Here is a 24,804-nt window from a genome sequence, read left to right on the forward strand (position 1 = left end):
CCCTCGGTGCGCCGGTGCACCCGTCCGCGACCGGGCCCGCGGCCCGGTTCCCGGCCCGCCAGGGTCCCGCCCGGACGGGCCGGCGGTCCCGGGTCTGGAACAATGGGCGGCACCATGACGCAGCTCCCCGACATCGACGCGATCCATCCCGCCGCCCTCGACCTGGGGCGGCGGTTCGCCGACGCCGGCCACGAGCTCTCGCTCGTGGGCGGGCCCGTGCGCGACCTCTTCCTCGGCCGGCCCGCCCTGGACCTGGACTTCACCACCGACGCCACGCCCGACCAGACCCTCGGCGTGGTCGCGGGCTGGGCCGACGCGGTGTGGGAGATCGGCCGGGACTTCGGGACCATCGGGATGCGCCGGGGCGACGTGCAGCTCGAGGTCACCACCTACCGGGCCGAGGCGTACGACGCGGACTCCCGCAAACCGCAGGTGGCCTTCGGCACCTCCCTGGACGACGACCTGTTCCGCCGGGACTTCACGATCAACGCGATGGCGCTGCGACTGCCCGGGCTCGAGCTCGTCGACCCGCACGGCGGGGTCAAGGACCTGCACGCCCGGGTGCTGCGCACCCCCGGCGCCCCGGAGGACTCGTTCTCGGACGACCCCCTGCGGATGATGCGCGCCGCCCGCTTCGCCTCCCAGCTCGACGTCGAGGTGGCCCCGGAGGTGCGCGCGGCCATGACCGACATGGCGGAGCGGATCGCGATCGTCTCGGCCGAGCGCGTCCGGGACGAGCTCGTCAAGCTGATCTGCGGGCGCCGGCCCCGGCAGGGGGTCGATCTCCTCGTGGGGACGGGGCTCGCCGCGGTCGTGCTGCCCGAGGTGCCCGCCCTGCAGCTCGAGACGGACGAGCACCACCGGCACAAGGACGTCTACCAGCACTCCCTCACCGTCCTCGAGCAGGCGGCGGAGCTCGAGTCCGGCCCGGACGGTCCCGTGCCCGCGCCCGACTTCGCCCTGCGCTTCGCGGCCCTCATGCACGACGTCGGCAAGCCCGCGACCCGCCGCTTCGGGGCCGACGGCGCGGTGAGTTTCCGCCACCACGAGGTGGTGGGCGCCAAGCTCACCGCGAAGCGGATGCGGGCGCTGCGCTTCGACAACGACACGATCCGCACCGTGAGCCGGCTGGTGGAGCTGCACATGCGCTTCTACGGCTACGGGGACGCCGGGTGGACCGACTCCGCCGTGCGCCGCTACGTCCGGGACGCGGGGGAGTGCCTCGAGCGGCTGCACCGGCTCACGCGGGCGGACGTGACCTCCCGGAACCGGCGGAAGGTGGCGCGGCTGTCCGCCGCCTACGACGACCTGGAGCAGCGCATCACCGAGCTCTCCGCGCGGGAGGAGCTCGACGCGGTGCGGCCCGAGCTGGACGGTCAGCAGATCATGGCCGTGCTCGGCGTCCCCCCGGGTCCCGTGGTCGGGCAGGCCTACCGGTTCCTGCTGGACCTGCGTCTCGACGAGGGGGAGCTGGGCCCCGAGGAGGCGGAGCGGCGGCTGCGGGCCTGGGCGGCGGACACTCTGTGAGCACCCGGGCGGAGTCCGTCCCGGACGCCCCCCGCACCGCCCCGGACCCGGGGCGGCACCCCGCGCTGCGGATCGGCCCGAGGACGCCGGCCGGGTTCGCGCTCTGCGCCGCGCTGCTGGAGCACCCGGTGCCGCAGACGGGCGCCACCGGCGGCCTGGCGTCCGGTGCTGCGGCGACGACCGACGGACATGTCGGTCAAGGCATATACCGCGGCCTCCATGCCCTGCTTCCGGAGGGCGTCCGGGGCGACGTCGCCCTGCACCCGGTGGCGGTGGCCTCTCCGGGGGCCCGGGTCGCGGCGGACGCGCTGCGCGGACGGCGGTGGACCGGATGAGCCGGCTGGGCGGGCGCCTCGGCGGACACGGGCTGCAGCTGGCCGGCCTGTGCCTCTACACGGTCATGGTGGCCTACCTGCTGCGGCTGCCCTGCCGGGTGCCCGGTGGGGCGGCCGCCGAGCAGCTCCCCGCGCTGTGCGCCACCGAGGTGACCCCGGCGGCCACGGCCGGGACGCTGGACGGGTTCTTCACGGGAGGCCCCGCCGGGGACCAGCCCGCCCTGGTCGGGATGATCACCACGGTGCTCGGGTGGATCGCGGCCCGGCTCTCCGCGCTGCTCGGCACGGACGTGGGCGGCGGCGTGTTCGCGAACCTGTCCGTGGTGCTGCTGGCCCTCCTGTGGCTGGCCACGGTCGCCGTGGTCTCCGGGCTCTCCGGCCGCCGCCGGGCCGACGCCTTCGTCCTGGCCCTGGCCCCGGTGGCGGCGCTGGTGGGCTTCACCACGTGGGACCTGTGGGCGGTGCTGCTCATGGTGCTGGCGCTGCTCCTCCACGTGCGCGGCCGCCCGGGACCGGCCGGGGTGTTCCTCGGCCTGGGGGCGTCCGTGGCGCTGTTCCCCCTGGTGGTCCTGCTGGCCGTGCTGTTCCTCGCCGCCCGGTACCGCCAGTTCCGGGACTTCGCGGTGGTCCTGGCCGGGACCCTGGCCGCCTGGCTGCTGGTCAACGGCCCGTTCATGATCGCGGCGTGGGAGCAGTGGCTCGGCCGGTTCCGGGCGGCGGCCGACCGCCCGGTGGCAGGCTCCTCCCTGTGGAGCGTCTGGGGCCGTGCGGACGCCGTGCCCGGGGCGGCGGAGACCGGGCAGCACGTGGTCCTGGCCCTCGTGCTCGGCTGCGCGGCGGTGCTGGTGCTCACGCTGCTCACCCGCCAGGAGCCCAGCGTCGTCCAGGTCGCGTTCCTGCTGCTCACCGTGCTGGTGCTCACCGGCCCGGGCTACTCGCTGGTCCACGCGCTGTGGCTCGCCCCGCTGGTGGTGCTCAGCCGGCGCAACTGGATCGAGTTCGCGGCCTGGCAGCTCGTCGAGGTGCTGTGGTGGACCACGCTGGTGCTGCCGGAGGCGGCGTGGCCGGTGCTGCCGTGGACCGGCCGCACCGGCTGGGACGCCCAGGACCTGCTGGCAGCCGTGCGGGTGCTGTTCCTGGTCTGGTTCCTGGTCGTGGTGGCCGTCGACGTCCTGCGCGGACGCCGGGCGATGCAGATCGGCGTTCCCGAGGCGGAGTGAACGCCGGCGCCTCCTCCGCCGGAAGAGGGAGACCGGGTCCGCGGAGGGCCGCCGAGCTCATCCTTCCGAGGGTCCCGGACGGTGTCCCGGGTCCCGTAGGTTGAGGGTGGACCGCAATGACGAGTGCTCGGGAGGAGCGCCGGTGATCGAGATCGAGAACCTGACGAAGACCTACGGTGGCAAGACGGCGGTGGACGACGTCAGCTTCACCGTCCGTCCGGGCCGGGTCACGGGGTTCCTGGGGCCCAACGGCGCCGGCAAGTCGACCACCATGCGCCTGCTGGTGGGCCTGGAGTCGGCCACGAGCGGGCACGCCCGCGTCAACGGCCGCCCGTACGCCGAGCACCGCGCCCCGCTCTCGGAGGTCGGCGTGCTCCTCGACGCCAAGGCCGTCCACCCCCGGCGCACGGCCCGGGCCCACCTGGCCGCGCTCGCCGCGACCCACGGCATCCCCCGCTCCCGCGTCCAGGAGGTCGTGGACCTCACCGGGCTCGGCGCTGCGGCGGACAAGCGGGTGGGCGGCTTCTCCCTGGGCATGGGCCAGCGGCTGGGCATCGCCGCGGCCCTGATCGGCGACCCGCACACCGTGGTCCTCGACGAGCCCGTCAACGGCCTCGACCCCGAGGGCGTCGTGTGGGTGCGCCACCTCGCCCGGTATCTCGCCGCGGAGGGCCGCACCGTCTTCCTCTCCTCCCACCTGATGTCGGAGATGGCCCAGACGGCCGACCACCTCGTGGTGATCGGCCGCGGCCGGATCCTCGCCGACGCGCCCATCGGGGAGCTCCTGGCCGGGGAGCGCACCCGCACCCGCGTGCGCACCACCGACCGCGAGGCCCTGCGCCGGGCCCTGCGGGAGGAGCACGCCGAGATCACGGAGTTCGACGACGACGGGGCCCTGGTCACCGGGCCCGCGCCGCGGCGGATCGCCGAGGCCGCCCTGTCCGCCGGGGTGCTGCTCTACGAGCTCACCCCGCAGACCGACACCCTCGAGGACGTCTACATGGCCATGACGCAGGACGAGGTCGAGTACCGCTCCGGCGGCGCCCCCGTCGAGACCACCCGGGCGCCCTGGGCGGGCCCCGCCGCACGAACCGGAGACCGAGCATGAGCACCAGCACCTCGACCGCGCCCCACCCGGAGACCACCACCCCCGGACCCACCGGGCACGCCGGCCCCGCGTTCGACGCCCGGCTGGGCTTCGGCCGGGTCCTGCGCTCGGAGTGGATCAAGTTCCGCTCCCTGCGCTCCCACTGGATCCTGCTCGCCGTCGCCCTCCTGCTGTCGCTGGGCTTCGGGGCGCTGAGCGCCTGGAGCACCACGTCCCTGCAGAGCTTCAACGATCAGGCCGCGCAGGAGCAGTTCGACGCCACGCTGGACGGCCGCTCCCCGGAGGAGCTCGGGCTCACCGAGGAGGAAGTCCAGCAGCAGCGGGACGCGATCGTCGCCGAGTCCGACCAGCAGCTCGCCGAGCAGTCCGGCGTCGCCCTGCCGGAGGGAATGGGCTTCAGCGAGTACCTGGCCATGACCAGCGCCAACGGCGGCCTGCAGCTGGTCATGCTGCTCCTGGGCGCGCTGGCCGTGCTGTTCATCGGCTCCGAGTACTCCACCGGCGCCGTCCGCACCACCATGACGGCAGTGCCGCGGCGCACCCCGGTGATGCTCGCCAAGACGGTGGTGCTCTCCGTGGTCGCGTTCCTCTTCGGCGTGCTCAGCGCGTTCCTGTGCCACCTGCTGGTCCAGCCGATCCTGGCCGGCGGGGACCTGGGATACGACGTGTGGCAGGAGGCGATCCTGCTCAACATCCTCGCCGTGGGCCTGTTCTACATGATCACCGCGTGGCTGGGCTTCGGACTGGGCGCCCTGCTGAAGTCCACCACGTGGGGGATCGTGGTGCTCGTGGTGCTGCTGCTGGTCCTGGAGTTCGTCCTCTTCGCCCTGTCCTTCGAGTGGCTCGAGGACGCCAAGCCCTACTCCCCGGGGGCGGCGAGCACCCAGCTGACCACGGTGTACCAGCCTTCGGACGCCGTGCTCAACCACGTGGAGTCCGGTCTGGTCTACGGCGCCTGGGGTCTGCTCGTCGTGCTCGCCGGGATCCTCGTGACGAAGAAACGCGCACTGTAGTCCTCCTCCGCCCACCGCCGCGGCGCCGGATCTACGATGTGAGCCGGTGGGCCGCCGCGCGGCCCGGAGCACCGGCGCGCGCCGGACGAGCTGGCGTCGGACGGGGAGGCTGCGGTGACGGTGCCACGGGAACGGGAGCCCGGCGCGGTCCTCACCGCCGAGGACGCCCACGGGCTGCGCCGGACGCTGCTGACCTGGCTGGCGGCGGTCGTGGTCCTGGTCACCGGGCTGAGCTCGGCGTTCAACTGGTTCTTCGTGGACCGCGCCCCCCAGGACCCCGTGCACACCTGGCTGGCCGGCCTCGAGGACGGGCGCTCGCGGCAGCTGCTGTCCCGGGCGGAGGCCGTGGTCGCGGATCCCACGCTCAACATCTTCGCCAACCGGGTCTACCGCAACGCGGCCGGGCGGATCAGCGGCCACGAGGTGCTGCGCGTGGACGTGCAGGGCGACCGTGCCGAGATCCGGGCGCGCGTGTGGTGGGACGGGCCCGGGGGCGGGGAGCGCGTCCGGGAGGAGGTGCACACCTACGGCGTGCACCGGGTGGAGCGCAGCGGTCCCTTCAACGACCACTGGGAGCTGGACTCCCCGGACGTGGCGCCCCTGGCCGTCCACCTCCCGGCACCCCTGGACGAGATCTCCGTCAACGGGGAGAGCATCCGCCCGGACCCGGACGAGCGCGTGCCGGACCCCACCGGCCCCGGGGGCGCGTGGCGCTTCGAGGCCCTGCCCGGGGACTACGCGATCGGGCTGCCCGGCAACTCCTACTACCGGGTGCCCGTGCCCCTGCCCCCGGTGCGGGTGGCCTTCCGCGATCCGCGCCCGGCGTCCGTGGACCTGCGGATCGAGCCCTCCCCGCGGATGTGGCAGGAGACCGAGGAGCGGATCACCCAGTGGCTGCGCACCTGCATGGCCTCGGAGGAGCTCGCCCCCGAGGGCTGTCCGGCCTCGACGCGCCGCACCGGCCCGGGGGAGTCCCCGGACGCCGCCGCGGGTCTTCCCGACGGGGACGAGGCGGCGGGCCCGGGAATCACCGACGTCCGCTGGCGGCTCGTCTCCCGGCCCGCCCTGGTGCTGGTCGGCTCGCCGGAGGACCCCCTGCGCTGGGTCGCGGACCCGTACCGGCCCGCCGAGGCGCGGCTGAGCTACCTGCAGGACGGCGAGCCGGTCACGGAGCGCGTGGAGTTCCCGGTGCTCGCCACCGTGCGCTCCACCGGGCAGAGCGCGGAGATCAGCGTGGGCCTGGAGTAGCCGCGGGCCCGACCGGCTCCGGTGTGCCCGCCCGGGGCCGCCGACGGCGTCCCGGCGCGCGGCCGCCGAGCGCCCCGCCCCCGGGGAGTCCGCCCGCGAGCATCCCGCTGCGGAGCATCCGGCTGCGGAGCACCCGTTCGGCCAGGAGCCAGTAGGCCACGCCCGCGGCGAGCGAGGCGACCACGGCCAGGACCGGGTGCACCGGCAGAAGCACGGGATAGACCAGCCAGTGCGTCAGGTAGATGTACAGGGACGCCGCGGCCAGCCGGCCGGTCAGGCGCCGCAGCCCCGCCGGCACGGGCAGCGTCGGCGCCCACAGGAGCAGGAGGATGCCCACGGCGAGCGTGCCCTCCCGCAGCGCGCTGTCGAAGTACCCGGGGATGCTCAGCACCGTGAGGGCCGACACCAGGCACCGCTGCAGCGTGGTCCGGGACCGGGCGGCCGCCCAGCCGAGGGCGAAGATCCAGAACACCGGGGCCGGTTTGGGCAGGCCGGGGTCCACCAGGTCGTAGCGGCTGAGCAGCCCCACGCCGAGCAGGAGCAGCGGGAAGACGAACGGGAGGCGTCGTTCGGCCCGGTCGGCCCAGGGCAGCGCCATGAGGGCCGTGACGGCCACCAGGACGTAGACGAGCATCTCGACGAACCAGAAGTGCCACTGGCTCGTCAGCTCCTGCGGGCCCACGATCCCGTTGAGCAGCACCACGTTGGCCGCCGTGTAGTCGTCGGTGAGCAGGTGGGCCACGGCGATGAAGGCCACGGAGGGGACCACGATGCGGCCCAGGCTGCGCACGTGGCGCCGCAGCCGGGGCAGGCGCCGCCCGGTGAGCTGGAACCGGGCGAAGTTGTAGCCGGCCACCGCGAACAGCAGGTGGGCGGTCTGGAACGTGAACAGCTCCACGTGGGTGCAGACGATGCACACGATCGCGACCGCCCGGAGGACGATGCCGGTCTCCAGGAACGACACCAGGCGCCGCCGGGGCCGGGCCGGCCGGGGGACCAGGTCCCGGACGGGCGTGACGTGCCAGTCCGGCGGCAGGTGCCCGAGGGCCTGCTCCAGCCGGACCGAGGCCGCCACGTAGGACAGCGAGTCGCCCTCGAGGGAGACGAACGTGTCGTCGTCGCCGGCGTCGGGGCGGTCCAGCACCTCCGCGAAGATCCGCTTGACGTCCTGCGGTCCCTGCGCCGCGCCCTCCGCGGGCGGGGCCGGAACGGTCCGGGGGGCGGCGAGCGCGGCGACGGCCGGGTAGTCCACCTTCCCGGTGGCCAGGCGGGGCAGCCGTTCCACGGCGTGCACCGCGACGGCGGTGCGGGGCAGCCCCACGCTCTGGGCGAGGACCTTGCCCAGCAGCCGCGGTTCGTGGTCGCCCTCGACGGCGACCACGAGGCCTTCGTCCGAGCCCGGACCCGAGCCGGCGGCCGCCGCCGTCACGCCGAGCTCGGCGAGGGTGCGCTCGACCTGCCCGAGGTCCACGCGCAGGCCCACGATCTTCACGAAGCGGCTGCGCCGCCCCACGACCTCGTACAGCCCGTCGGGGTGCCGGCGGGCCAGGTCGCCGGTGCGCAGCTCCTCGACGGTGCGCCCGGCGGCGAGGTCGGCCGGGCGCTCGGCGTAGCCGAGCATGACGTTGGGACCGGTGTAGACGAGCTCGCCGTCGGCCAGGCCCTCCACCGGTTCGAGGCGGAAGGCCCCGCCGGGCACGGGGACGCCGATGCACCCGGGGCGCTCGGCCGCCAGGTCCGGGGGCAGATAGGCCATCCGGGCGGTGGCCTCCGTGGCCCCGTACATGACGAACAGGTCCCAGCCGCGGCGCCGGCCGAGTTCGGCGTAGTGGCGGACCTTCTCGGGGGCCAGCCGCCCGCCGGCCTGGGTGACGCAGCGCAGCCGGGGCAGGTCCATCTCGGCGAAGCCCACGCGCTCCAGCAGCTCGAAGGTGTAGGGCACCGCGGCGAAGGACGTCGCCCCGTGCTCGCGGAACAGCTCCCAGAAGCAGGGGTCGACCACCGACAGGTCGGTCAGCACGAGCCCGGCCCCGCGCAGCAGGTGGCTGTTGATCACCGACAGCCCGTAGCAGTAGGACATCGGCAGCGTGGTCGCGGCGCGGTCGCCGGGACCGATGGCCAGGTACTCGGCGATCGCCTCGGCGTTGGCGGCCAGGTTCTCGTGCGAGAGGCGCACGAGCTTCGGGGAGCCGGTCGAGCCGGAGGTGCTCAGCAGCAGCGCCAGATCGGGGTGCAGGTCGTGGCAGGTGCCGCGGCGCCGTTCCTCCACCACGGGGGAGCCGTCCCCGGACCGGAGCACGACGTCGGGGTCGTAGGCGGCCACGAGGGAGGCCAGGGCCTCCGGCTTGTCCGCCGGGACCAGCAGCAGGGGGTGGCCCGCGCTGAGGGCGGCGAGATAGGCGACGAGGGAGTCGAGGTCGTTGGCCGCGGCCAGGACCGCCAGCCGGCGTCCTCCGCCCAGGCGGGCGGCGACGGCGTCGACGCGCTCGGCCAGGTCCCGGTAGCTCAGCGTCCCGTCCCGGGTGAGGACGGCAGGACGGTCCCCGTGCCGGGCGAGCCCGGCCACGAAGGGGATGCGGGCCAGATCCGGTTGCGTGGTCACTGCGCCACCTTAGAAGAATCGATTAGCGAAGAAAAGTCTTGTCCAATTCGTCCGACATGGGTGAACGCCCCACCGGTGCCCCCGACCGGGTCCGCGGCGGAGCGGTGACCGCCCGGTCGTCGACCAGCAGCGTCGGGGTGGTGCCCGCGGTCACCGTCACGGCGACGGGGGTCCCCACGGGGTGGCGGACGTTGTGGGGCTGCCAGGAGCGCAGCGTCCGGCCCGAGGCCAGGCGCACGTGGTGGAGCACGAACGCGCCGTGGTACTCGACCGCCGACACCCGTGCGGGGGAGCCCGGGTCCGGGCGCAGGGCCACCTCGTGCGGGCGCAGCACCACGTCCACCGCCACGTCGCTGTCGGCCCAGCCCGGGACCGTGGAGACGATGCCGATCTCGCAGGTCAGCAGCGCCCGGTGCACCCGCGCCGGGAGGAAGTCCGCGTCGCCCATGAACGAGGCGACGAACCGGGTGCTGGGCTGCTCGAAGACCTTCTCCGGGGTGTCGGCCTGCTCGATCACCCCGTCGTGCATGACCACCACGCGGTGGCCCACGGAGAGGGCCTCCGTCTGGTCGTGGGTGACCAGCACCGCGGTGGTGCCGGTCTCGCGCAGCGTGGCCGTGGTGTCGCGGCGCACCTGGGCGCGGAGGGACTCGTCGAGGCTCGAGAACGGCTCGTCGAGCAGGACGACGGCCGGCCGGGGCGCCAGCGCCCGGGCCAGGGCCACGCGCTGCTGCTCGCCCCCGGAGAGCTCGTGCGGGTAGCGGTCGGCGAGGTGGCTCAGCCGCACGAGCTCGAGGACCTCCCCGACCCGGGCCCGGCGCTCGGCCCGCGGGGACCGGTCCAGCCCGAACGCGACGTTCTTCGCGACCGTCAGGTGCGGGAACAGGGCGTGGTCCTGGAAGACCAGGCCGACCCGGCGGTGCTCGGGCTCCTGGAACCGGCGCCCGTCCGCCACCACCTCCCCCGCGATGCGGATCGTCCCCTCGTCGGGCCGTTCGAGCCCGGCCACGAGCCGCAGCGTCGTGGACTTCCCGCAGCCGGAGGGCCCGATCAGCGTCACCAGCTCCCCGGGCGCCACCGTCAGGTCCAGGGCGCTCGCGCCGACGGAGTCCCCGTAGTGCTTGCTGACCCGGTCGAGGACCAGGGCGGGGGGCGCCTGCTCGGCGCGGGGTGCGCGGTCCGCGCTCACGGTCTGCACGGTCATCGGCCCACCTTTCCGTGGTGCTCGGCCCGGCGCGTCTGCCGGACCAGGACGAACACGGGCACGACCGCGGCCGCCACGATCACCAGCGCCGGCAGGGCCGCCCGTTCCCAGAAGTTCTCGCGGGCGAGCTCGTAGACCCACACGGACGTGGTGGTGAACCCGAACGGGCGCAGCAGCAGCACGATGGGCAGCTCCTTGACCGCGTCGATGAGCACGAGCACCAGGGCCACCGCCACGCCGGGGCGGGCCAGGGGCAGGTGCACCCGGGCCATGACCCGCAGCGGGGAGGCGCCCAGGCTGAGCGCGGAGGAGGTGATCGTCGGGGAGATCTTGCCCAGGCTCGCGTCCACGGCCTGGTAGGCCGGGGCGAGGAAGCGGATCACGTACGCGTAGAGGATCCCCAGGACCGAGCCCGTCACCAGCAGCCCGGTGCCGCCCGGGACGCCCGCGCGTTCCAGGGCGGTGTCGAGCCCGGCGAAGGCGATGAGGACGCCGATGCCCACCACCGCGCCCGGGACGGCGTAGCCGAACGTCGTGAGCTGGGCCGCGGAGGCCGCCAGCCGCCCGCCGCTCATCCGCACGCCGTGCGCGATCGCCAGGGAGAGCACCACGCAGGCCGCGGCCGCGATCGCCGCGACCACGAGGCTGTTGGTCAGGTGGTCCGCGAAGCGGGGGTCGGTCAGGGTGGCGGGATCGCCGAGCACCTCGCCGAGGGCCCACGCGAGCAGCTGGAGGACGGGCAGGAGGAAGCCCGCGGACAGGGCGGCGACGCCGAGGAGCGCGGCGCCCCAGGCCCGCCACCCGGAGAGCCGCTCCGGCTGCAGCCCCTGGCCGCGGCCGCCCCGCTGGTGGAACCGGGCCCGGCCGCGGAGCAGGCGCTCGCCGGCCAGGACGGCCACCGCGAAGAGCAGCACGAGCACGGCCAGCTGGGTCGCCGCGTGGAAGTCGAAGCTGCCCTTCCACACCAGGTAGACCCCCACCGAGACCGTCTGCACGTTGAAGTACTGCACGGTGGCGAAGTCGGTGAGCGTCTCCATCATCACCAGGGCCAGTCCGGCCGCCAGGGAGGGGCGGGCCAGGGGCAGCAGGACGCGGCGCAGCGCCCGGCCCCGGCCGGCGCCCAGCGTCCGCGCCGCGTCGTGGGTGCCCGCCGTCTGCTCGACCAGCGCAGCCCGCGCCAGGAGGTAGACGTAGGGGTAGAGGGTCAGGGTCATCACCAGGATCGCGGCGGGCAGCGAGCGCACTTCGGGCATCCACACGTCCGTGCCCAGCACCGCCCGCAGGGCGGACTGCACCGGCCCGGAGACGTCGAAGGTGGACAGGAAGACGAAGCCGAGGATGTAGGCCGGCATGGCCAGCGGCAGGACCAGCAGCCACACCAGGACGTCGCGCAGCGGGAAGCGGTAGGCGGTGACCAGCCACGCCAGCCCCCCGCCCACGACCAGCGTCCCGGCCCCGACGCCGAGCATGAGCGTCAGGGTGGTGAGCACCATCCGGCCGAGCCCGCGCGGCGGGCTGCCCTCGCCCAGGCTGCCGAGGCCGTCGGCCACCACGGCCAGGACGGGGGTCGCGACGAGGACCGCGACGAGGACGACGAGGGCCGTCCACCACGGACGGCCCGTGCCCGCGCCCCGGCGCGGGCGCGGGACGGGGGGCCGGGCCTCGGCGAGGACGGCCGTCTCGGTCACCGGTATCCGGCCTCGGCCAGCAGATCGACCGCCTCGGCGTTGAGGTCCCCGTAGGCCTCCGCGTTGAGCGGCATGCGCTCGAACTCCCCGAAGGCGGCGATCGTCGGCTCGGGCTCCACGGCGGGGTTGACGGGGAACTCGTGGTTGGCGTCGACGAACGCGTTCTGGCCGTCGGTGGCCAGCCACTCGATGAGCCGCTGCGCGTCCTCGGCGTTGTCGGCCCCGTCGACCACGCCCGCCCCGGAGATGTTCACATGGGTGCCGGCGCCGTCCTGGCTGGCCCAGAACAGGTCGACGTTCAGCTCCGGGTTCTCCTCGAGGGTGCGGGCCAGGTAGTAGTGGTTGTTGATCCCCACGTCGCAGGTGCCGGCGTCGATCGACTCGAGCAGCAGGACGTCGTTGCTCATGATCTCCACGTCGTTGGCCACCCAGCCCTCCACGATCTCCAGGGCCTTCTCCCGGCCGTGCAGGTCGATCAGGCTCGCGACCAGGGACTGGGTGTAGGCGGAGGTGGCGTCCCGCATGCACAGCCGCCCCTTCCACTTCGGGTCGGCCAGCCCGGCGTAGCTCTCCTGGGTGTCGAACTCGGCGGGGTCGACGTTGTCCGGGTTGTAGGTGAGCGTGCGCGCCCGCATCGCCAGGCCGAACCAGCGGTCCTGGGGGTCCCGGAGGTCCTCGGGCACCGCCTCGTCCAGGGCGGGGGAGGAAATCGCGGCGAGCTCGTCCTGCCGGGCGGCGTTCCAGAGGTTGCCCGCGTCGACGGTCATGAACACGTCCGCCGGGGTGTCGTCGCCCTCGGCCTTGAGCCGCTCGAGGAGCTCGGCGTCGTCGCCGCTGATGAACTCCACCGTGATCCCGGTCTCGTCCGTGAACTGGCCGAACGCGCCCTCGAGGTCGTAGTGCCGTGCCGAGTAGATCTGCAGGTCGGCGGGCTGCTCGCCCAGGCCGAGGGTGCCGCAGCCCGTGACGACCGCCGTCATCGCGGTCAGGATGCCGGTGGTGACGTACAGGGGGCGACGGCGCATCGGGGCCTCTTCCTCGGGTGCGGCGATCCGGGAGACCGCACGACGATCATTTGACAAGAAAAGCGTAGCCTAATCGGAATACCCCCGTGCCGCGGCCGGTCCCGCGGGGACCCCGCCACCGACCCGACAGGAGCACCCGTGCCGCAGGATGACTCGATCGCCGTCCGCCACGCCCCGGACCGGCACCGCTACGAGCTGCTCGACGGCGGCACGGTCGTCGGGGAGGCCCACTACCGCCCCTTCGGCACCCCGGCCGGACCCCAGCGGATCTTCTTCCACACCACGGTGGACGACGACCGGGAGGGTGAGGGCCTGGGCAGCCGGCTGGCCGCCGCCGCGCTCGAGGACACCGTGGCCGCAGGGCTGACGATCGTGCCCGTGTGCCCGTTCATCGCGGCCTGGCTGCGCGGGCGCGAGGAGTTCGCCGGGCACGTGGGGCCGGTGCGGCCCGGGCACCTCGCGGCGGTCCGCCGCCCGGAATAGCGCTCACCGGCCGGTCGTTGTGCTGGTCGAGGCCGTCCTCCGGACGGTCCCCCGACATCCCCGTCCGCCCCGACGGCCCGCCCCGAAAGGACTCCCGTGGCTCCCGAGCCCGAGTACTACCGCCCCGTTCCGCTGAACGACGATCCCGGCCGCGCGGGGTACCGCGGCGCGCCCTACGGCCAGCCGTTCGGGACCGGTCACCAGGTGCCCACCGGGTATTCCCGCGCGCCGTACGGGCAGCCGTACGGGAGCGGGCACGGCGTGCCCGGCGGGGCGCCCGTGGTGAACGTGGTGGGCGGCAAGTCCCTGCTCCTGGCCTACGTCCTGTGGTTCTTCCTGGGCTCGCTGGGAGTGCACAAGTTCTACCTCCGCCAGCCCGTCTGGGGCCTGATCTACCTGTTCCTGGGCGGTCTGGGCTGGAGCACGGTGGGCATCGGCATCGGCCTGCTGTTCCTCGTGCCGTGGGGGCTGCTGATGTTCCTGGACATCTTCACCATGCCGTTCCGCACCGCCTTCGTGAACGCCTCGATCGCCCGGAGCGCCTACCGCCGGTGAGCGTCCCGCCGGGCGCCGGTGCCCCCGGGCCGGGCGCCCCGTTCGGCGCGGAGCCGCGGATGTAGTAGTGTTGTGAGGTCTGTGTGCCCGCCGCCCGACGTGCGGCGCCGGCGCGCGGACGACGCTACAGAACCTCCTGCTGCGGAAGGACCGCAGCCGCTCAGCCCGAAGGAGGTGGGTTCGAACATGCGTGAATACGAACTGATGGTGATCATCAACCCCGAGGTCGAGGATCGTGCCGTGGAGCCGACTCTCAAGAAGTTCCTCGAGGTCGTCACCAAGGACAACGGCACCGTCGACAACGTCGACATCTGGGGCCGCCGTCGCCTCGCCTACGAGATCCAGAAGAAGTCCGAGGGCATCTACGCCGTGGTCCGCTTCACCGCGACCCCGCAGACTGCCCAGGAGCTCGACCGTGTGCTGAACCTCAACGAGGCGATCATGCGCACCAAGATCATCCGCCCGGAAGAGCAGAAGATCTCCGCCGAGTAAGGACTTCACAGGCTGATCGCCGAGGGTGCCCTCCGAGGGCCCACCGGTGAGATGCTGGAAATCCCCAGCACGTCCCGTACGACCGCGAACTTCTTCGACCCGGGAGGTCCACATGGCTGGTGACACCGTCATCACCGTAATCGGCAACCTGACCGCTGACCCCGAGCTGCGCTTCACCCCGTCGGGTGCGGCCGTGGCCAACTTCACCGTTGCGTCCACGCCCCGCACCTTCGACCGCCAGTCCAACGAGTGGAAGGACGGGGAGACCCTGTTCCTGCGCTGCTCCGTGTGGCGCGAGGCGGCCGAGAACGTGGCGGAGTCCCTGCAGAAGGGCATGCGCGTCATCGTCCAGGGTCGGCTCAAGTCGCGCTCGTACGAGACCAAGGAAGGCGAGCGGCGCACTGTCACGGAGCTCGACGTCGACGAGGTCGGTCCCTCGCTGCGCTACGCGTCCGCCAAGGTCAACCGCAACGCCCGCTCCGGCGGGCAGGGCGGCGGCTTCGGCGGCGGCGGCCAGCAGGGCGGCGGCTTCGGCGGCGGCGCCCCGCAGGGCGGCGGCGGATTCGGGGGCGACTCCGGGTTCGGCGGCGGCCAGCAGGGCGGCGGCTTCGGCGGCGGCCGCGGTGGCGGCGGCGGGCGTCAGCCCGCTCCGCAGGCCGCGCCCCAGAACGATCCCTGGAGCCAGTCCTCCGGCGGCAACTACGACTGGGGCAGCGGACAGGACGACGAGCCGCCGTTCTAGGCCTTCCCCGCTTTTCCCGACACACACCCCATCCCGCGGTGACCAGCCGCGGGCTCCACTTGAAGAACAAGGAGCACCACGATGGCCAAGGCTGAACTTCGTAAGCCCAAACCAAAGCAGAACCCGCTCAAGGCTGCCAAAGTCACTGAGATCGACTACAAGGACGTTGCGCTGCTGCGCAAGTTCATCTCCGATCGCGGCAAGATCCGCGCCCGCCGCGTCACCGGTGTGACCGTGCAGGAGCAGCGCAAGATCGCTCTGGCGATCAAGAACGCCCGTGAGGTCGCGCTGCTGCCCTACTCCGGCGCCGGCCGCTGATCAGAGAGGACAGATACTCATGGCAAAGATCATCCTGACGACCGAGGTCACCGGCCTCGGCGCTGCCGGTGACGTGGTCGAGGTCAAGAACGGGTACGCCCGCAACTACCTCTTCCCGCGCGGCTTCGCGACCCCGTGGTCCCGCGGCGGCGAGAAGCAGATCGAGAGCATCAAGGCCGCCCGCGCCGCGCGCGAGGTCGCCTCGCTCGAGGACGCCCAGGCCCTGGCCCAGAAGCTGACCTCCGCCACCGTGACCATCCCGGTCAAGGCCGGCGCCGAGGGGCGTCTCTTCGGCACCGTCAAGGCCGAGGACGTCGCCCACGCCGTCGAGGCCGCCGGCCTCGGCTCCGTGGACAAGCGCAAGGTCGAGCTCAACCAGCACATCAAGACCACCGGTGTGTACCAGGCCTCCGTGCGCCTGCACGAGGACGTCAACGCGAACGTCGAGTTCGAGGTCGTCCCCGCCTGACCGGTTCCCGGTCCTGCACGGCAGAAGGGCCCCCGCGGTGTTCCGCGGGGGCCCTTCCGCGTGTCCGGGGCGCCTCAGCGGGGCCGGGTCCCTTCGACGACGACGTCGAGCGCGGTCGGCGTCGTGCGGACCTGCTCGGCGCGCAGCAGGTCCAGGCCCTTGCCCTCGAGCACGGCCACCGTCTCCTCCAGGTCCGGGCGCGGGACGGTCGGCGGCGGGCCCTCCACGCTGCCGGGGGCGTGGGTGATCCACAGCAGCCGGCCGCCGGGCACGAGCCACTCGGCCGCGCGGCGCAGCAGCGAGAGATCGTGCTGGAAGTAGACGGCGAGCACCAGGTCGAACTGCCGGGGCACCACCTCGGGCCCGGAGAGCTGCTCCTGCTCGGGGGTCCAGGTCCGCAGGTCCGCCACCAGGGCACGGCCGGGCAGACCCCGCTCGGCCAGCGCGTCGGCGAGGACGCGCGCGGCGCTGGGGGAGAAGTCCACGGCCGTGGGGTCGTAGCCCGCCAGGGCCAGGGCGAGAGTGTGCCGGCCCGTGCCCGCCCCGAGGTCGAGCGCGGCCGGGGTGCGGCCCGCGTGCTCCCCGGCCGTCCGCTCCAGGAGGGCGGCGACCTCCGGGTGCGGCCGGGTGCCGTCCGGGGAGTCCTCCCCGGAGGCGTACCGGTCCTCCCACATGCGCTGGCTGTCGTCCACGGGGCCTCCTCGGCGGCTCGGGCGCCCGGGGGCGCTCCTGGAGCGGTGTGCCGGTGCCGCGCGGATCCTCGGGGACAATGGATGCATGCCGTCCCTGATGTCGCGTGTCACACCGTCCGCCCTGTACTGGTTCGGCGTGGGGTGCCTGCTCTTCACCGTACTGGCTTTCGTCGTCGCTTTCCTGGGAGGCAACTCCGGGGGAGCCGAGACCGCGATGACGGTCTTCGTGGTCGGCTTCGTGGCCGCGGCGGTGGGGGCCACCGTGACGGCGGTGGTCGCGCTGGCCGGAGCCGTCGGGTTCGCGGACGCCCGGGCCCGCTTCCTGGTGCTGCTGGTGCTGTCCGTGCTGTGCCACCCGCTGCTGTGGCTGGGCGTGGTCTCCACGGTGCTCTGAGGGTGTCCGGGCGCGCCTGTGCTGTGGATGACACCGGTGGTGTCCCGAGCGGTCCTGCACAGCCTGTGAGCATCCATTTGACCTAGTCACAACGGGAACGGCGACCTCCTGTGGACAACTTTCCACAGGGTTTCCCCCACCCTGTGCACAGCCGCGCACGGCGTTTTCCACCGGTTGTCCACAGGGTGGAAAACTCTGTGGCGCTGTCGAGGTCCGTGGACGCCGTCCTTCCCTCCCGCGGAGGATGCTGCCAGGCTGGGCGGGAGACCCGCACGGGCAGCCCGGCTGCCCGGGAAGGAACGGCCGATGAGCAGCACCACGCGCGTGGCCCTGGCACTGGGCAGCGGAGGTGCCCGCGGCTATGCCCACATCGGCGTGATCGAGGTGCTCGAGGAGCGGGGCTACGAGATCGTGACCATTGCGGGCAGCTCCATGGGGGCGCTCGTCGGCGGGCTGCACGCGGCGGGACGCCTGGATCCCTACGCGCAGTGGGTGCAGGGACTGACCCAGCGGGACGTGCTCCGGCTGCTCGACCCCTCGCCGTCGTCGCCCGGGGTGATCCGGGCCGAGAAGATCATGGCCAAGGTGCGCGAGCTGCTGGACGGCGCGCTGATCGAGGACCTGCCCGTGCCCTTCACCGCCGTGGCCACCGACCTGCTGGCCCGCAAGGAGGTCTGGTTCCAGGAGGGTCCGGTCGACGTCGCCGTGCGGGCGTCGATCGCCCTGCCCAGCATCATCACCCCCGTCATGATCAACGGCCGCCTGCTCGCCGACGGCGGCATCCTGAATCCCGTGCCCATCGCCGCGACCGTCGCCTCCCGCGCGGACGTCACCGTGGCGGTCTCCCTGTCGGGGGAGCGGATGCCCGGCGAGGGCAGGGTGCCGGCCCGGGAGACGGCCGCGGCGCGCCCCGCGGAGGAGCGGGCGGAGCGGTTCCGCCGCAGCGCCGCCCACCTCCTGGACCGGGAGCTGACGCGCACCGTCATGGAGCGCATCGCGGAGACGCGCGGCCGCGGTGCCGACGCCCGCGCCCGCAGGTTCGGGGAGGGCCTCCCCGGGGAGGTCCCGGAGGAGCTCCCGCAGGTGCTCGACGCCGAGCTCCTCGAAGAGGCGGCCGAGGACGTGCTCGGGGCCCTCCCCGCCGGCCTGCGCACCCTCGACGTCATGCAGCTGTCCCTCGAGGCGCTGCAGTCCATGGTGCTGCGCTACCGGCTGGCCGGCTACCCTCCCGACCTGCTCATCACGGTGCCCAAGCAGACCGGCCGCCTCCTGGACTTCCACCGCGCCGGGGAGCTCATCGCCTTCGGGCGCCGGGCGACCAAGGAGGCCCTCGACCGCGCCGAGGGCTTCCCGCCCCCGCGGCCCGGTCCGCGCGCCGACCCGTAGGAGCGGCCGGGTCACTGCTCCCGCAGCAGCGCCTCCACCGTCCGGGCGAGGTCCAGCAGCACGGCGTCCGAGCCCGGGCCGGCCGCCAGTTCCAGACCCACGGGCAGCCCCTCCGCGGTGCGCCCGGCGGGAAGGCTGATCCCCGGCGTGCCGATGATGCCGGCGAGGCCGGAGTGGCGGGTGAAGGTCTCGGACGTGGGCACGCGGCGGCCGTTGAGCTCCACCGTCTGGTCGTCACCGAGCGGGCGGGCCGTCACCGGGCAGGTCGGCTGCACCACGGCCGTGACGCCCCGGGCCTCCAGCGCCCCGCTGTACAGCCGCAGGGCCAGCCGGCGCGCCTGCTGGGCGGCCCGGTACTCGTCGTCGGCGGCGCGGAACACCTCGGCCAGCTCCCAGATCCGCCGGACGTCCGGGCTGCCGATCCCGCGCCGGATCTGCTCCAGGGAGGGCCCGCCGCCCCGGTCCGCCAGGTACGCCTCCAGATCCGGCAGGAACTCGTGCAGGGCGACCGCCATCCCGGCGGCGGCCGCGTGGTCCTGGGCCGGGGAGATGTCCACCTCGACCAGTTCCGCGCCGGCGGCCTCGAGCGCTCGCAGGGCCGCGCCGAAGACCGAGTCCACCCCGGGCTCCAGGTCCCGGAGGAACAGCTCGGGGACGCCCAGCCGGAGACCGTGCAGCGGACCGGGACCCTCGTCGTGGACCTCCAGGTGCCGGGCGCGGGGCGGGCCGCTCGGGCGCTCCCCGGCCAGCAGCGCGTCGAGCAGGACGACGTCGTCCACGGTCCGGGCCATGGGGCCGATCGTGTCCCGGGAGTGGGCGATCGGCAGGACCCCCGACGACGGATAGCGGCCCAGGGTGGGCCGGAACCCCACGATCCCGCAGAGGGCCGCGGGGATGCGGGAGGAACCGCCCGTGTCCGCGGCGACCGCCGCCGGGACCAGGCCGACCGCCACGGCCACCGCCGAGCCCCCGCTGCTGCCCCCGGCGGCCAGCGCGGGGTCCAGCGGGTGGTGCACCGGGCCGGAGGAGCCGTTGTTCGAAGTGGTGCCGAAGGACAGCTCGTGCAGGTTGGTCTTCAGGAACAGGATGGCGCCGGCCTCCCGCAGACGCCGCACCGCGGGGGCGTCCCGGCCCACCACCTGGTCCTCCAGTGCCCGCGTGCCACCGGTGGTGGGGAACCCGGCCACGTCCACGATGTCCTCGACGGCCACGGGGATCCCCGTCAGGGGGCCCCAGGTCTCCCGGCGGTCCAGGGCGTGGGCGAAGGCGCGCGCCAGCTCCGGGTCCGCGCTGATCACGGCCCCGAGCCGCTGGGCCGGCGGCAGGCGCTCCAGCAGGGCGTCGAGGTGCTCCACGTGGCTGATCCGGCCCGCGGCCAGCGCCTCCCGGGTGGTCCGGATGTCCCACGAACAGGGACCGCTGAGGTCTGTGGTGAGCGTCATGGTCCATGGTGTCCACGGGCGCCGCCGGGCGGCAAGCGGTGTCCGCGGTCGGTGCGAGAATGGTGGGGCCGCCCGCAGACGAGGCGGCGTCGTCGTTCGGTCGTCCGTGCCCCCGCGCGGGCGCAGGGGAGAGGTGGGCACGTGTCGGAGCAGTCGTCCGGGGGCGATCGGGAGTTCGGACGGACCCCGCCGCAGGACAACGTCGCGGAGCAGTCGGTGCTCGGCGGCATGATGCTGTCCAAGGACGCGATCGCGGACGTCGTGGAGGTGCTGCGCGGCGTCGACTTCTACAAGCCGGCCCACGAGTCCATCTACGAGGCCGTCATCTCCCTGTACGGGCGCGGCGAGCCCGCCGACGCCATCACGGTGGCCGACGAGCTGACCAAGCGCGGCGAGATCGAGCGCGTGGGCGGACCCGCGTACCTGCACACCCTCATCTCCTCCGTCCCGACCGCCGCCAACGCCGGGTTCTACGCCGAGATCGTGCGCGAGCGCGGGGTGCTGCGCCGCCTCGTGGAGGCCGGCACCAAGATCGTGCAGCTGGGCTACAGCTCCGACGGCGAGGTCGACGACATCGTCAACGCCGCCCAGGCCGAGATCTACCAGGTGGCCGAGCGGCGCTCCTCCGAGGACTACACGGTGCTCAAGGAGGTCATCGAGTCCACCGTCGACGAGATCGAGGCCGCCGGCTCCCGCGGTGAGGGCATGCGCGGCGTGCCCACCGGCTTCATCGAGCTCGACGAGCTGACCCAGGGCTTCCAGGGCGGCCAGATGATCGTCATCGCGGCGCGGCCGGCGATGGGCAAATCAACGCTGGCCCTCGACGTCGCGCGGTCCGCGGCGATCAAGCACAACCAGACCACGGTGATCTTCTCCCTCGAGATGAGCCGCAACGAGATCGCCATGCGTCTGCTCTCCGCCGAGGCGACGTTGAACATGCAGGACCTGCGCAAGGGGCGCCTGCAGGACGAGCAGTGGGCGAAGATCGCCACCACGATGGGCAAGATGGATTCTGCCCCGCTGTTCATCGACGACTCCCCGAACATGTCGCTGATGGAGATCCGGGCGAAGTGCCGCCGGCTCAAGCAGAAGCACGACCTCAAGCTCGTGGTGCTGGACTACCTCCAGCTGATGAGCTCGGGCAAGAAGGTCGAGTCCCGTCAGCAGGAGGTCTCGGAGTTCTCCCGTGCCCTGAAGCTGCTGGCCAAGGAGCTCGAGGTGCCGGTCATCGCGCTGTCCCAGCTGAACCGTGGCTCCGAGCAGCGCCAGGACAAGAAGCCGATGGTCTCGGACCTCCGTGAGTCGGGCTCGATCGAGCAGGACGCCGACATGGTGATCCTGCTGCACCGCGACGACGTCTACGACAAGGAGTCCCCGCGCGCGGGCGAGGCCGACGTGATCGTGGCCAAGCACCGCAACGGTCCCACGAAGACGATCGTGGTGGCGTTCCAGGGCCACTACTCCCGGTTCGCCAACATGGCCCACGAGGGGCTGTAGAGCGCGTCCGGCGTCCGGCCGGACGCGAGGCCGGATCTCGGTGCCCACCGCATACGGGCCGCTTGCCGGGGTCCCTCGCCGGAGGTACATCCGGCGTCCCGGAGGATGACTGGATCCGTCCGTGCGCCGCGTCATTCTGCGTCCTCGTGCACCGCAGCGCGATGACCACCTGGGCATTCGCTCTCCGTAGGCGTCGATCAGCACACCGTCGGTGAGGCGAGCCGACCGCCTTCTTGTATTTGCATTGGCACATGGCTGTAATCAGCATGACCGGTGCGCGCAGCAACCCGCTCGGAACGCTTCCTGCGGTTGCCCCTCACCCGTCCGCAGGGAAGATGCCTGATTCCTGATGACGGAGAACTGCCATGTCGGACCTCGCCCCTGATCGACGCCCTCTTCCCCTGGTGCTCAGTCTTCTGACTGCAGTGTCCCTGATGTTGGGGCTGGCACCGCACCAACCCGTGTTCGCGGCTCCGCGCCATGGAGCAGAGTGCACGATCCAGGGCACCAGCGGCGCGGACCGTCTCGTGGGGACCACCCAGGACGATGTCATCTGCGGGGAACAGGGGGATGACTTCATCTTCGGCGGTGGCGGCAACGACACCGTGGTCGGCGGCAATGGGCAGGACGTCCTTTTCGGCGGCCCGGGGGCAGATGTCCTGGAGGGCGGAAACGGCAAGGATCTGCTGATTGGCGGCACCGGCCGGGACACCGTCGACGGCGGCAACGCCAAGGACGAGTGCGATGGCGTCTCCGACGGCGACGTGCTGTCCGGCTGCGAGTCCGCCGAGCCGGCGGGGTTGTCGGTCGAGGACGGCAAACCGGGTGCCGCGGCGGACCCCGACGGCGACAGCCTGCCGCTATGGGTGGAAGAGCGCTTCGGATCTCATCCTCTCGAGTCCGATGTCGACGGGGACGGACTGGACGATGCCGAGGAATTGGCCTCGACCACGGATCCGCACCAGGCGGACTCGGACGGCGACGGCCGGCGCGACGGTGACTCCGACACGGACGGGGACGGACTGTCCAACCGCACGGAGCTGGATCTGGGCTCGAGCCCGGTGTCCGCCGATGCGGACCGCGACGGCCTCGACGACAGCCAGGAGCGCCAGTACGGGTCCTCGGCCGCGACCTCCGACACGGACGCCGATGGCCTCACGGACGGCCAGGAGCACCAGCTGGGCACCTCTCCCACCTCCCCGGACACCGACGGTGACGGCCTCTCCGATGCGGACGAGTCCTACGACAAGACGGTGTCCACCAAGGACTCCGCGGTCTCGTTGTCCGTGGTGGGTCCGGGCGCGACCGTGCTGGACACCAGCCTCCAGGAACCGGGCGATGAACGCCTGCGTACCGTCCCCGGCCAGGTCGGGTCTGCCGTGGACGCGGTCGTGGATCCCGGGATCACGCGTGGAACCCTGTCCTTCACTTTCGACCCCGGCGCCGTGGCCGGCGGTGCAGAACTGACGATCCTGCACTGGGATGCGGCGCGGGCGGTCTTCGAGATCCCCGCGGACCAGACGGTGGACCTGAGGGCGGGCACGGCGACGGTCACCGCCGACGACTTCTCACCCTTCGTCCTCGTCGACCTCGAGGAGTTCCAGAAGGTCTGGAACAGTGAGCTGTCGGCTCCGCGGGAGGGCAGCGAGGAGCGTACAGCGGTCGACGCGGTCCTCTCCCTCGACTCGTCGGGCTCCATGGTGTGGAACGACCCGAGCGGGATCCGCAAGGAAGCGGCCGTTCAGCTGATCGACTCGCTGCTCGACGGGGACCGTGTGGGAGTCGTGGACTTCGACTCCTTCGCCTACCTGCGTCAGCAGCTCACCGGTGACTTCGCGGCCGCCAAGCGCGCCGTCCAGCGCATCGATGCCTTCGGCGGCACCGACATCGGCGCCGGGCTGCGAAGTGCCCTCAACGAGCTCACCCGGGCCGGACGGGCAGACAGCCAGCAGGTGGTCGTGCTGCTGACCGACGGCGAGGGCGCCTACGACCCGGGTCTGACCAGCCGGGCCGCGTCCATGGGGGTGCGGGTCTACACCGTCGGGCTCGGGGACTCCGTCGACGACGGACTGCTCGGAGACATCGCCGCGCAGACGGGGGGAACGTACTACAAGGTCAACCGTGCCGCTGAGCTGCCGGGAATCTTCGACAGCATCGAGGACGAGGTCAACCTCAAGGACAGCGACGGGGACGGGATCGCCGACCGGCACGAGACGGAGGGCTTCCGCGACGGCGTCGGCACAACCTACAAGACCGACCCGGACAACCCCGACACCGACGGGGACGGGCTCAGCGACGGAGAGGAAGCGGGCGAGCTCCGCGAGGACGGGACTGCGGGGGAGAAGACCTACTATCCCGTGCCGACCGATCCGACGCGGGCCGACACCGACGGTGACGATCTGCCCGACTCCGACGAGGCCGGCATCGGCCCCGACCCCCGCAACCGCGACACCGACGGGGACGGGCTCGACGACTTCACCGAGGTCGACGCCGGCTACGACCCCGAGGCCGCCGACGGCGACGGCGACGGCATGAACGACGCGGTCGAGGACGCCCAGGGCACGGACCCTGAGGTCTACGACCTGGAGACCTCCGAAAAGGTCGCGGCCTTCCTCGGCGGCCTGGTCTTCGGCGACGCCGGGGACAGCTGGGCCGCCGACGCGGTCGGCCTGACCGACGAGCTGGAGTCCTCGTCCTGGTACCTGCTCGGGTGGATAGCCAGCGGTGTGCTCGTGGTCGGTGATGTCCGCGACGTGCTGTACGGGCTCGGCACCGGGCAGTTCGGAGCTGCCGCGCTCTCCGCAGTCGCGTTCATCCCGATCGGCGGGGACGCAGCGAAGTCGACCGACAACATCTTGACCCAACTGGGCAAGCACCCGGACAAGGCGTACGGCATGCTCGCCGCCCTGGCCAAGAGCGGCGCCTTCAAGGACCGGCAAGCGGACTTCATGAAGCTCGTCGACGAAGCCGTCACAGTGGGTCTGGTCAAGCCCCTTGCCCGCGACGCGCAGGTGGCAGGCAGGACCGCCACGGCTCCGTTGTCCGTAGACCGGCGGACAGTGGCGAACTACATCAGCCGCAACAAGATCCAGAACGCCCACTTCAAGAAAGATCTGGATCAGTTGATCGACACCTATGGCGATGACTTGAATGACATCCGAATGGATCAGCAACAAGTACTGGCAAATGGAACTCAGGCTGGCAAGAACCGCCCGGATCTTCAGTACCTGATTGGCAATCAAAGGTACTACCGGGAGTATGACACTCCCTCTTCGAACCGTGCCCTGGAGCATTACCTTCGGATCAAGGTCAATGATCCCAATGCCATCATTGAACTGATCACCGTTGGATGACTCTGGAAAGG

At 72.7% G+C, this 24,804-nt stretch carries 22 protein-coding genes; 16 read left to right on the forward strand and 6 right to left on the reverse strand.

Features of this window, described 5'->3' with window-relative positions; translation table 11 throughout:
• The first annotated feature begins 114 nt into the window (after window positions 1–114).
• The 6 genes from AYX06_RS10835 (at window position 115) to AYX06_RS10860 (ending at window position 6,451) form a co-directional block, all read left to right on the forward strand.
• Window positions 115–1,527, forward strand: coding sequence for a CCA tRNA nucleotidyltransferase (locus tag AYX06_RS10835; protein WP_062737015.1), 1,413 nt, complete (start codon window positions 115–117; stop codon window positions 1,525–1,527).
• Window positions 1,524–1,862 (forward strand): hypothetical protein, encoded by a 339-nt coding sequence (locus tag AYX06_RS10840; RefSeq protein ID WP_062735776.1) that lies wholly within the window; start codon window positions 1,524–1,526, stop codon window positions 1,860–1,862. Before AYX06_RS10835 ends, AYX06_RS10840 begins: the two co-directional genes overlap by 4 nt.
• Window positions 1,859–3,082 carry a glycosyltransferase 87 family protein gene (locus AYX06_RS10845; protein ID WP_062737016.1) on the forward strand — a complete coding sequence of 408 codons (1,224 nt, stop codon included), beginning with the start codon at window positions 1,859–1,861 and terminating at the stop codon, window positions 3,080–3,082. Before AYX06_RS10840 ends, AYX06_RS10845 begins: the two co-directional genes overlap by 4 nt.
• Window positions 3,083–3,224: 142 nt before the next feature.
• Window positions 3,225–4,190 carry an ATP-binding cassette domain-containing protein gene (locus tag AYX06_RS10850; protein WP_062735777.1) on the forward strand — a complete coding sequence of 322 codons (966 nt, stop codon included), beginning with the start codon at window positions 3,225–3,227 and terminating at the stop codon, window positions 4,188–4,190.
• Entirely contained in the window at window positions 4,187–5,203 is a 1,017-nt protein-coding gene (locus tag AYX06_RS10855) for an ABC transporter permease subunit (RefSeq protein WP_062735778.1), read from the forward strand. The genes AYX06_RS10850 and AYX06_RS10855 overlap by 4 nt, the downstream gene beginning before the upstream one ends.
• 114 nt (window positions 5,204–5,317) lie before the next feature.
• A complete protein-coding gene (locus AYX06_RS10860) occupies window positions 5,318–6,451 on the forward strand; it encodes a hypothetical protein (protein WP_062735779.1) in 1,134 nt (377 codons plus the stop codon).
• Here AYX06_RS10860 and AYX06_RS10865 read toward each other — a convergent pair.
• From AYX06_RS10865 to AYX06_RS10880, 4 genes are read right to left on the reverse strand one after another with little or no spacing between them, the layout of a single operon-like run.
• Window positions 6,432–9,053: an AMP-binding protein gene (locus AYX06_RS10865; RefSeq protein WP_084271578.1), complete on the reverse strand. Its 2,622-nt coding sequence runs from the start codon at window positions 9,051–9,053 to the stop codon at window positions 6,432–6,434. The two genes, AYX06_RS10860 and AYX06_RS10865, sit on opposite strands and share 20 nt — an antisense overlap.
• A gap of 22 nt (window positions 9,054–9,075) precedes the next feature.
• Window positions 9,076–10,257, reverse strand: a complete 1,182-nt coding sequence (locus AYX06_RS10870; RefSeq protein WP_062735780.1) for an ABC transporter ATP-binding protein — start codon at window positions 10,255–10,257, stop codon at window positions 9,076–9,078.
• A complete protein-coding gene (locus tag AYX06_RS10875) occupies window positions 10,254–11,945 on the reverse strand; it encodes an ABC transporter permease (protein WP_062735781.1) in 1,692 nt (563 codons plus the stop codon). Before AYX06_RS10875 ends, AYX06_RS10870 begins: the two co-directional genes overlap by 4 nt.
• Window positions 11,942–12,970, reverse strand: coding sequence for an extracellular solute-binding protein (locus AYX06_RS10880; RefSeq protein ID WP_062735782.1), 1,029 nt, complete (start codon window positions 12,968–12,970; stop codon window positions 11,942–11,944). The genes AYX06_RS10875 and AYX06_RS10880 overlap by 4 nt, the downstream gene beginning before the upstream one ends.
• Window positions 12,971–13,108: 138 nt before the next feature.
• Between AYX06_RS10880 and AYX06_RS10885 the strand changes: the two genes are divergently transcribed.
• The 6 genes from AYX06_RS10885 to rplI all read left to right on the forward strand — a co-directional run bounded on the left by AYX06_RS10885 (window position 13,109) and on the right by rplI (window position 16,029).
• Entirely contained in the window at window positions 13,109–13,453 is a 345-nt protein-coding gene (locus AYX06_RS10885) for a GNAT family N-acetyltransferase (protein WP_062735783.1), read from the forward strand.
• A gap of 96 nt (window positions 13,454–13,549) precedes the next feature.
• Window positions 13,550–14,008 carry a TM2 domain-containing protein gene (locus AYX06_RS10890; RefSeq protein WP_062735784.1) on the forward strand — a complete coding sequence of 153 codons (459 nt, stop codon included), beginning with the start codon at window positions 13,550–13,552 and terminating at the stop codon, window positions 14,006–14,008.
• Window positions 14,009–14,194: 186 nt separating this feature from the next.
• Complete coding sequence (rpsF, locus tag AYX06_RS10895) at window positions 14,195–14,500, forward strand: 30S ribosomal protein S6 (RefSeq protein WP_047805110.1); 306 nt, start codon at window positions 14,195–14,197, stop codon at window positions 14,498–14,500.
• Window positions 14,501–14,612: 112 nt separating this feature from the next.
• Window positions 14,613–15,242, forward strand: a complete 630-nt coding sequence (locus tag AYX06_RS10900; RefSeq protein ID WP_062735785.1) for a single-stranded DNA-binding protein — start codon at window positions 14,613–14,615, stop codon at window positions 15,240–15,242.
• A gap of 81 nt (window positions 15,243–15,323) precedes the next feature.
• Entirely contained in the window at window positions 15,324–15,560 is a 237-nt protein-coding gene (gene rpsR / locus AYX06_RS10905; RefSeq protein ID WP_017835048.1) for a 30S ribosomal protein S18, read from the forward strand.
• Window positions 15,561–15,579: 19 nt separating this feature from the next.
• Window positions 15,580–16,029 (forward strand): 50S ribosomal protein L9, encoded by a 450-nt coding sequence (rplI, locus tag AYX06_RS10910; RefSeq protein ID WP_047805112.1) that lies wholly within the window; start codon window positions 15,580–15,582, stop codon window positions 16,027–16,029.
• 74 nt (window positions 16,030–16,103) lie between these two features.
• Here rplI and AYX06_RS20210 read toward each other — a convergent pair whose 3' ends face one another.
• Window positions 16,104–16,721, reverse strand: coding sequence for a class I SAM-dependent methyltransferase (locus tag AYX06_RS20210; RefSeq protein WP_062735786.1), 618 nt, complete (start codon window positions 16,719–16,721; stop codon window positions 16,104–16,106).
• 85 nt (window positions 16,722–16,806) lie between these two features.
• Between AYX06_RS20210 and AYX06_RS20215 the strand changes: the two genes are divergently transcribed.
• On the forward strand, window positions 16,807–17,115 hold the full coding sequence (locus AYX06_RS20215; RefSeq protein ID WP_062735787.1) for a hypothetical protein: 309 nt from the start codon (window positions 16,807–16,809) through the stop codon (window positions 17,113–17,115).
• Window positions 17,116–17,421: 306 nt separating this feature from the next.
• Complete coding sequence (locus tag AYX06_RS20745) at window positions 17,422–18,501, forward strand: patatin-like phospholipase family protein (RefSeq protein WP_062735788.1); 1,080 nt, start codon at window positions 17,422–17,424, stop codon at window positions 18,499–18,501.
• 11 nt (window positions 18,502–18,512) lie between these two features.
• Here AYX06_RS20745 and AYX06_RS10930 read toward each other — a convergent pair whose 3' ends face one another.
• The gene (locus AYX06_RS10930) at window positions 18,513–19,943 is read right to left on the reverse strand and encodes an amidase family protein (RefSeq protein WP_062735789.1); all 1,431 of its coding nucleotides are present in this window, start codon (window positions 19,941–19,943) and stop codon (window positions 18,513–18,515) included.
• Window positions 19,944–20,084: 141 nt separating this feature from the next.
• Here AYX06_RS10930 and dnaB point away from each other — a divergent pair, with 141 nt between their 5' ends.
• Window positions 20,085–21,440 (forward strand): replicative DNA helicase, encoded by a 1,356-nt coding sequence (gene dnaB / locus AYX06_RS10935; RefSeq protein WP_047805125.1) that lies wholly within the window; start codon window positions 20,085–20,087, stop codon window positions 21,438–21,440.
• Window positions 21,441–21,874: 434 nt separating this feature from the next.
• Entirely contained in the window at window positions 21,875–24,793 is a 2,919-nt protein-coding gene (locus tag AYX06_RS10940) for a VWA domain-containing protein (RefSeq protein ID WP_261775411.1), read from the forward strand.
• Window positions 24,794–24,804 lie beyond the last annotated feature (11 nt).

Source organism: Kocuria turfanensis (assembly GCF_001580365.1).
GTDB classification, from domain to species: Bacteria; Actinomycetota; Actinomycetes; order Actinomycetales; family Micrococcaceae; genus Kocuria; species Kocuria turfanensis.

Excerpts from the sequence above, each read along its gene's own strand:
- AYX06_RS10900 (WP_062735785.1), top strand. The coding sequence starts at position 14,613 with ATGGCTGGTGACACCGTCATCACCGTAATCGGCAACCTGACCGCTGAC.
- AYX06_RS10845 (WP_062737016.1), top strand. The coding sequence starts at position 1,859 with ATGAGCCGGCTGGGCGGGCGCCTCGGCGGACACGGGCTGCAGCTGGCC.
- AYX06_RS20215 (WP_062735787.1), top strand. The coding sequence starts at position 16,807 with ATGCCGTCCCTGATGTCGCGTGTCACACCGTCCGCCCTGTACTGGTTC.
- AYX06_RS20745 (WP_062735788.1), top strand. The coding sequence starts at position 17,422 with ATGAGCAGCACCACGCGCGTGGCCCTGGCACTGGGCAGCGGAGGTGCC.
- AYX06_RS10930 (WP_062735789.1), bottom strand. The coding sequence starts at position 19,943 with ATGACGCTCACCACAGACCTCAGCGGTCCCTGTTCGTGGGACATCCGG.
- rplI (WP_047805112.1), top strand. The coding sequence starts at position 15,580 with ATGGCAAAGATCATCCTGACGACCGAGGTCACCGGCCTCGGCGCTGCC.
- rpsF (WP_047805110.1), top strand. The coding sequence starts at position 14,195 with ATGCGTGAATACGAACTGATGGTGATCATCAACCCCGAGGTCGAGGAT.
- AYX06_RS10870 (WP_062735780.1), bottom strand. The coding sequence starts at position 10,257 with ATGACCGTGCAGACCGTGAGCGCGGACCGCGCACCCCGCGCCGAGCAG.
- AYX06_RS10940 (WP_261775411.1), top strand. The coding sequence starts at position 21,875 with ATGTTGGGGCTGGCACCGCACCAACCCGTGTTCGCGGCTCCGCGCCAT.
- AYX06_RS10855 (WP_062735778.1), top strand. The coding sequence starts at position 4,187 with ATGAGCACCAGCACCTCGACCGCGCCCCACCCGGAGACCACCACCCCC.
- AYX06_RS10880 (WP_062735782.1), bottom strand. The coding sequence starts at position 12,970 with ATGCGCCGTCGCCCCCTGTACGTCACCACCGGCATCCTGACCGCGATG.
- rpsR (WP_017835048.1), top strand. The coding sequence starts at position 15,324 with ATGGCCAAGGCTGAACTTCGTAAGCCCAAACCAAAGCAGAACCCGCTC.
- AYX06_RS10835 (WP_062737015.1), top strand. The coding sequence starts at position 115 with ATGACGCAGCTCCCCGACATCGACGCGATCCATCCCGCCGCCCTCGAC.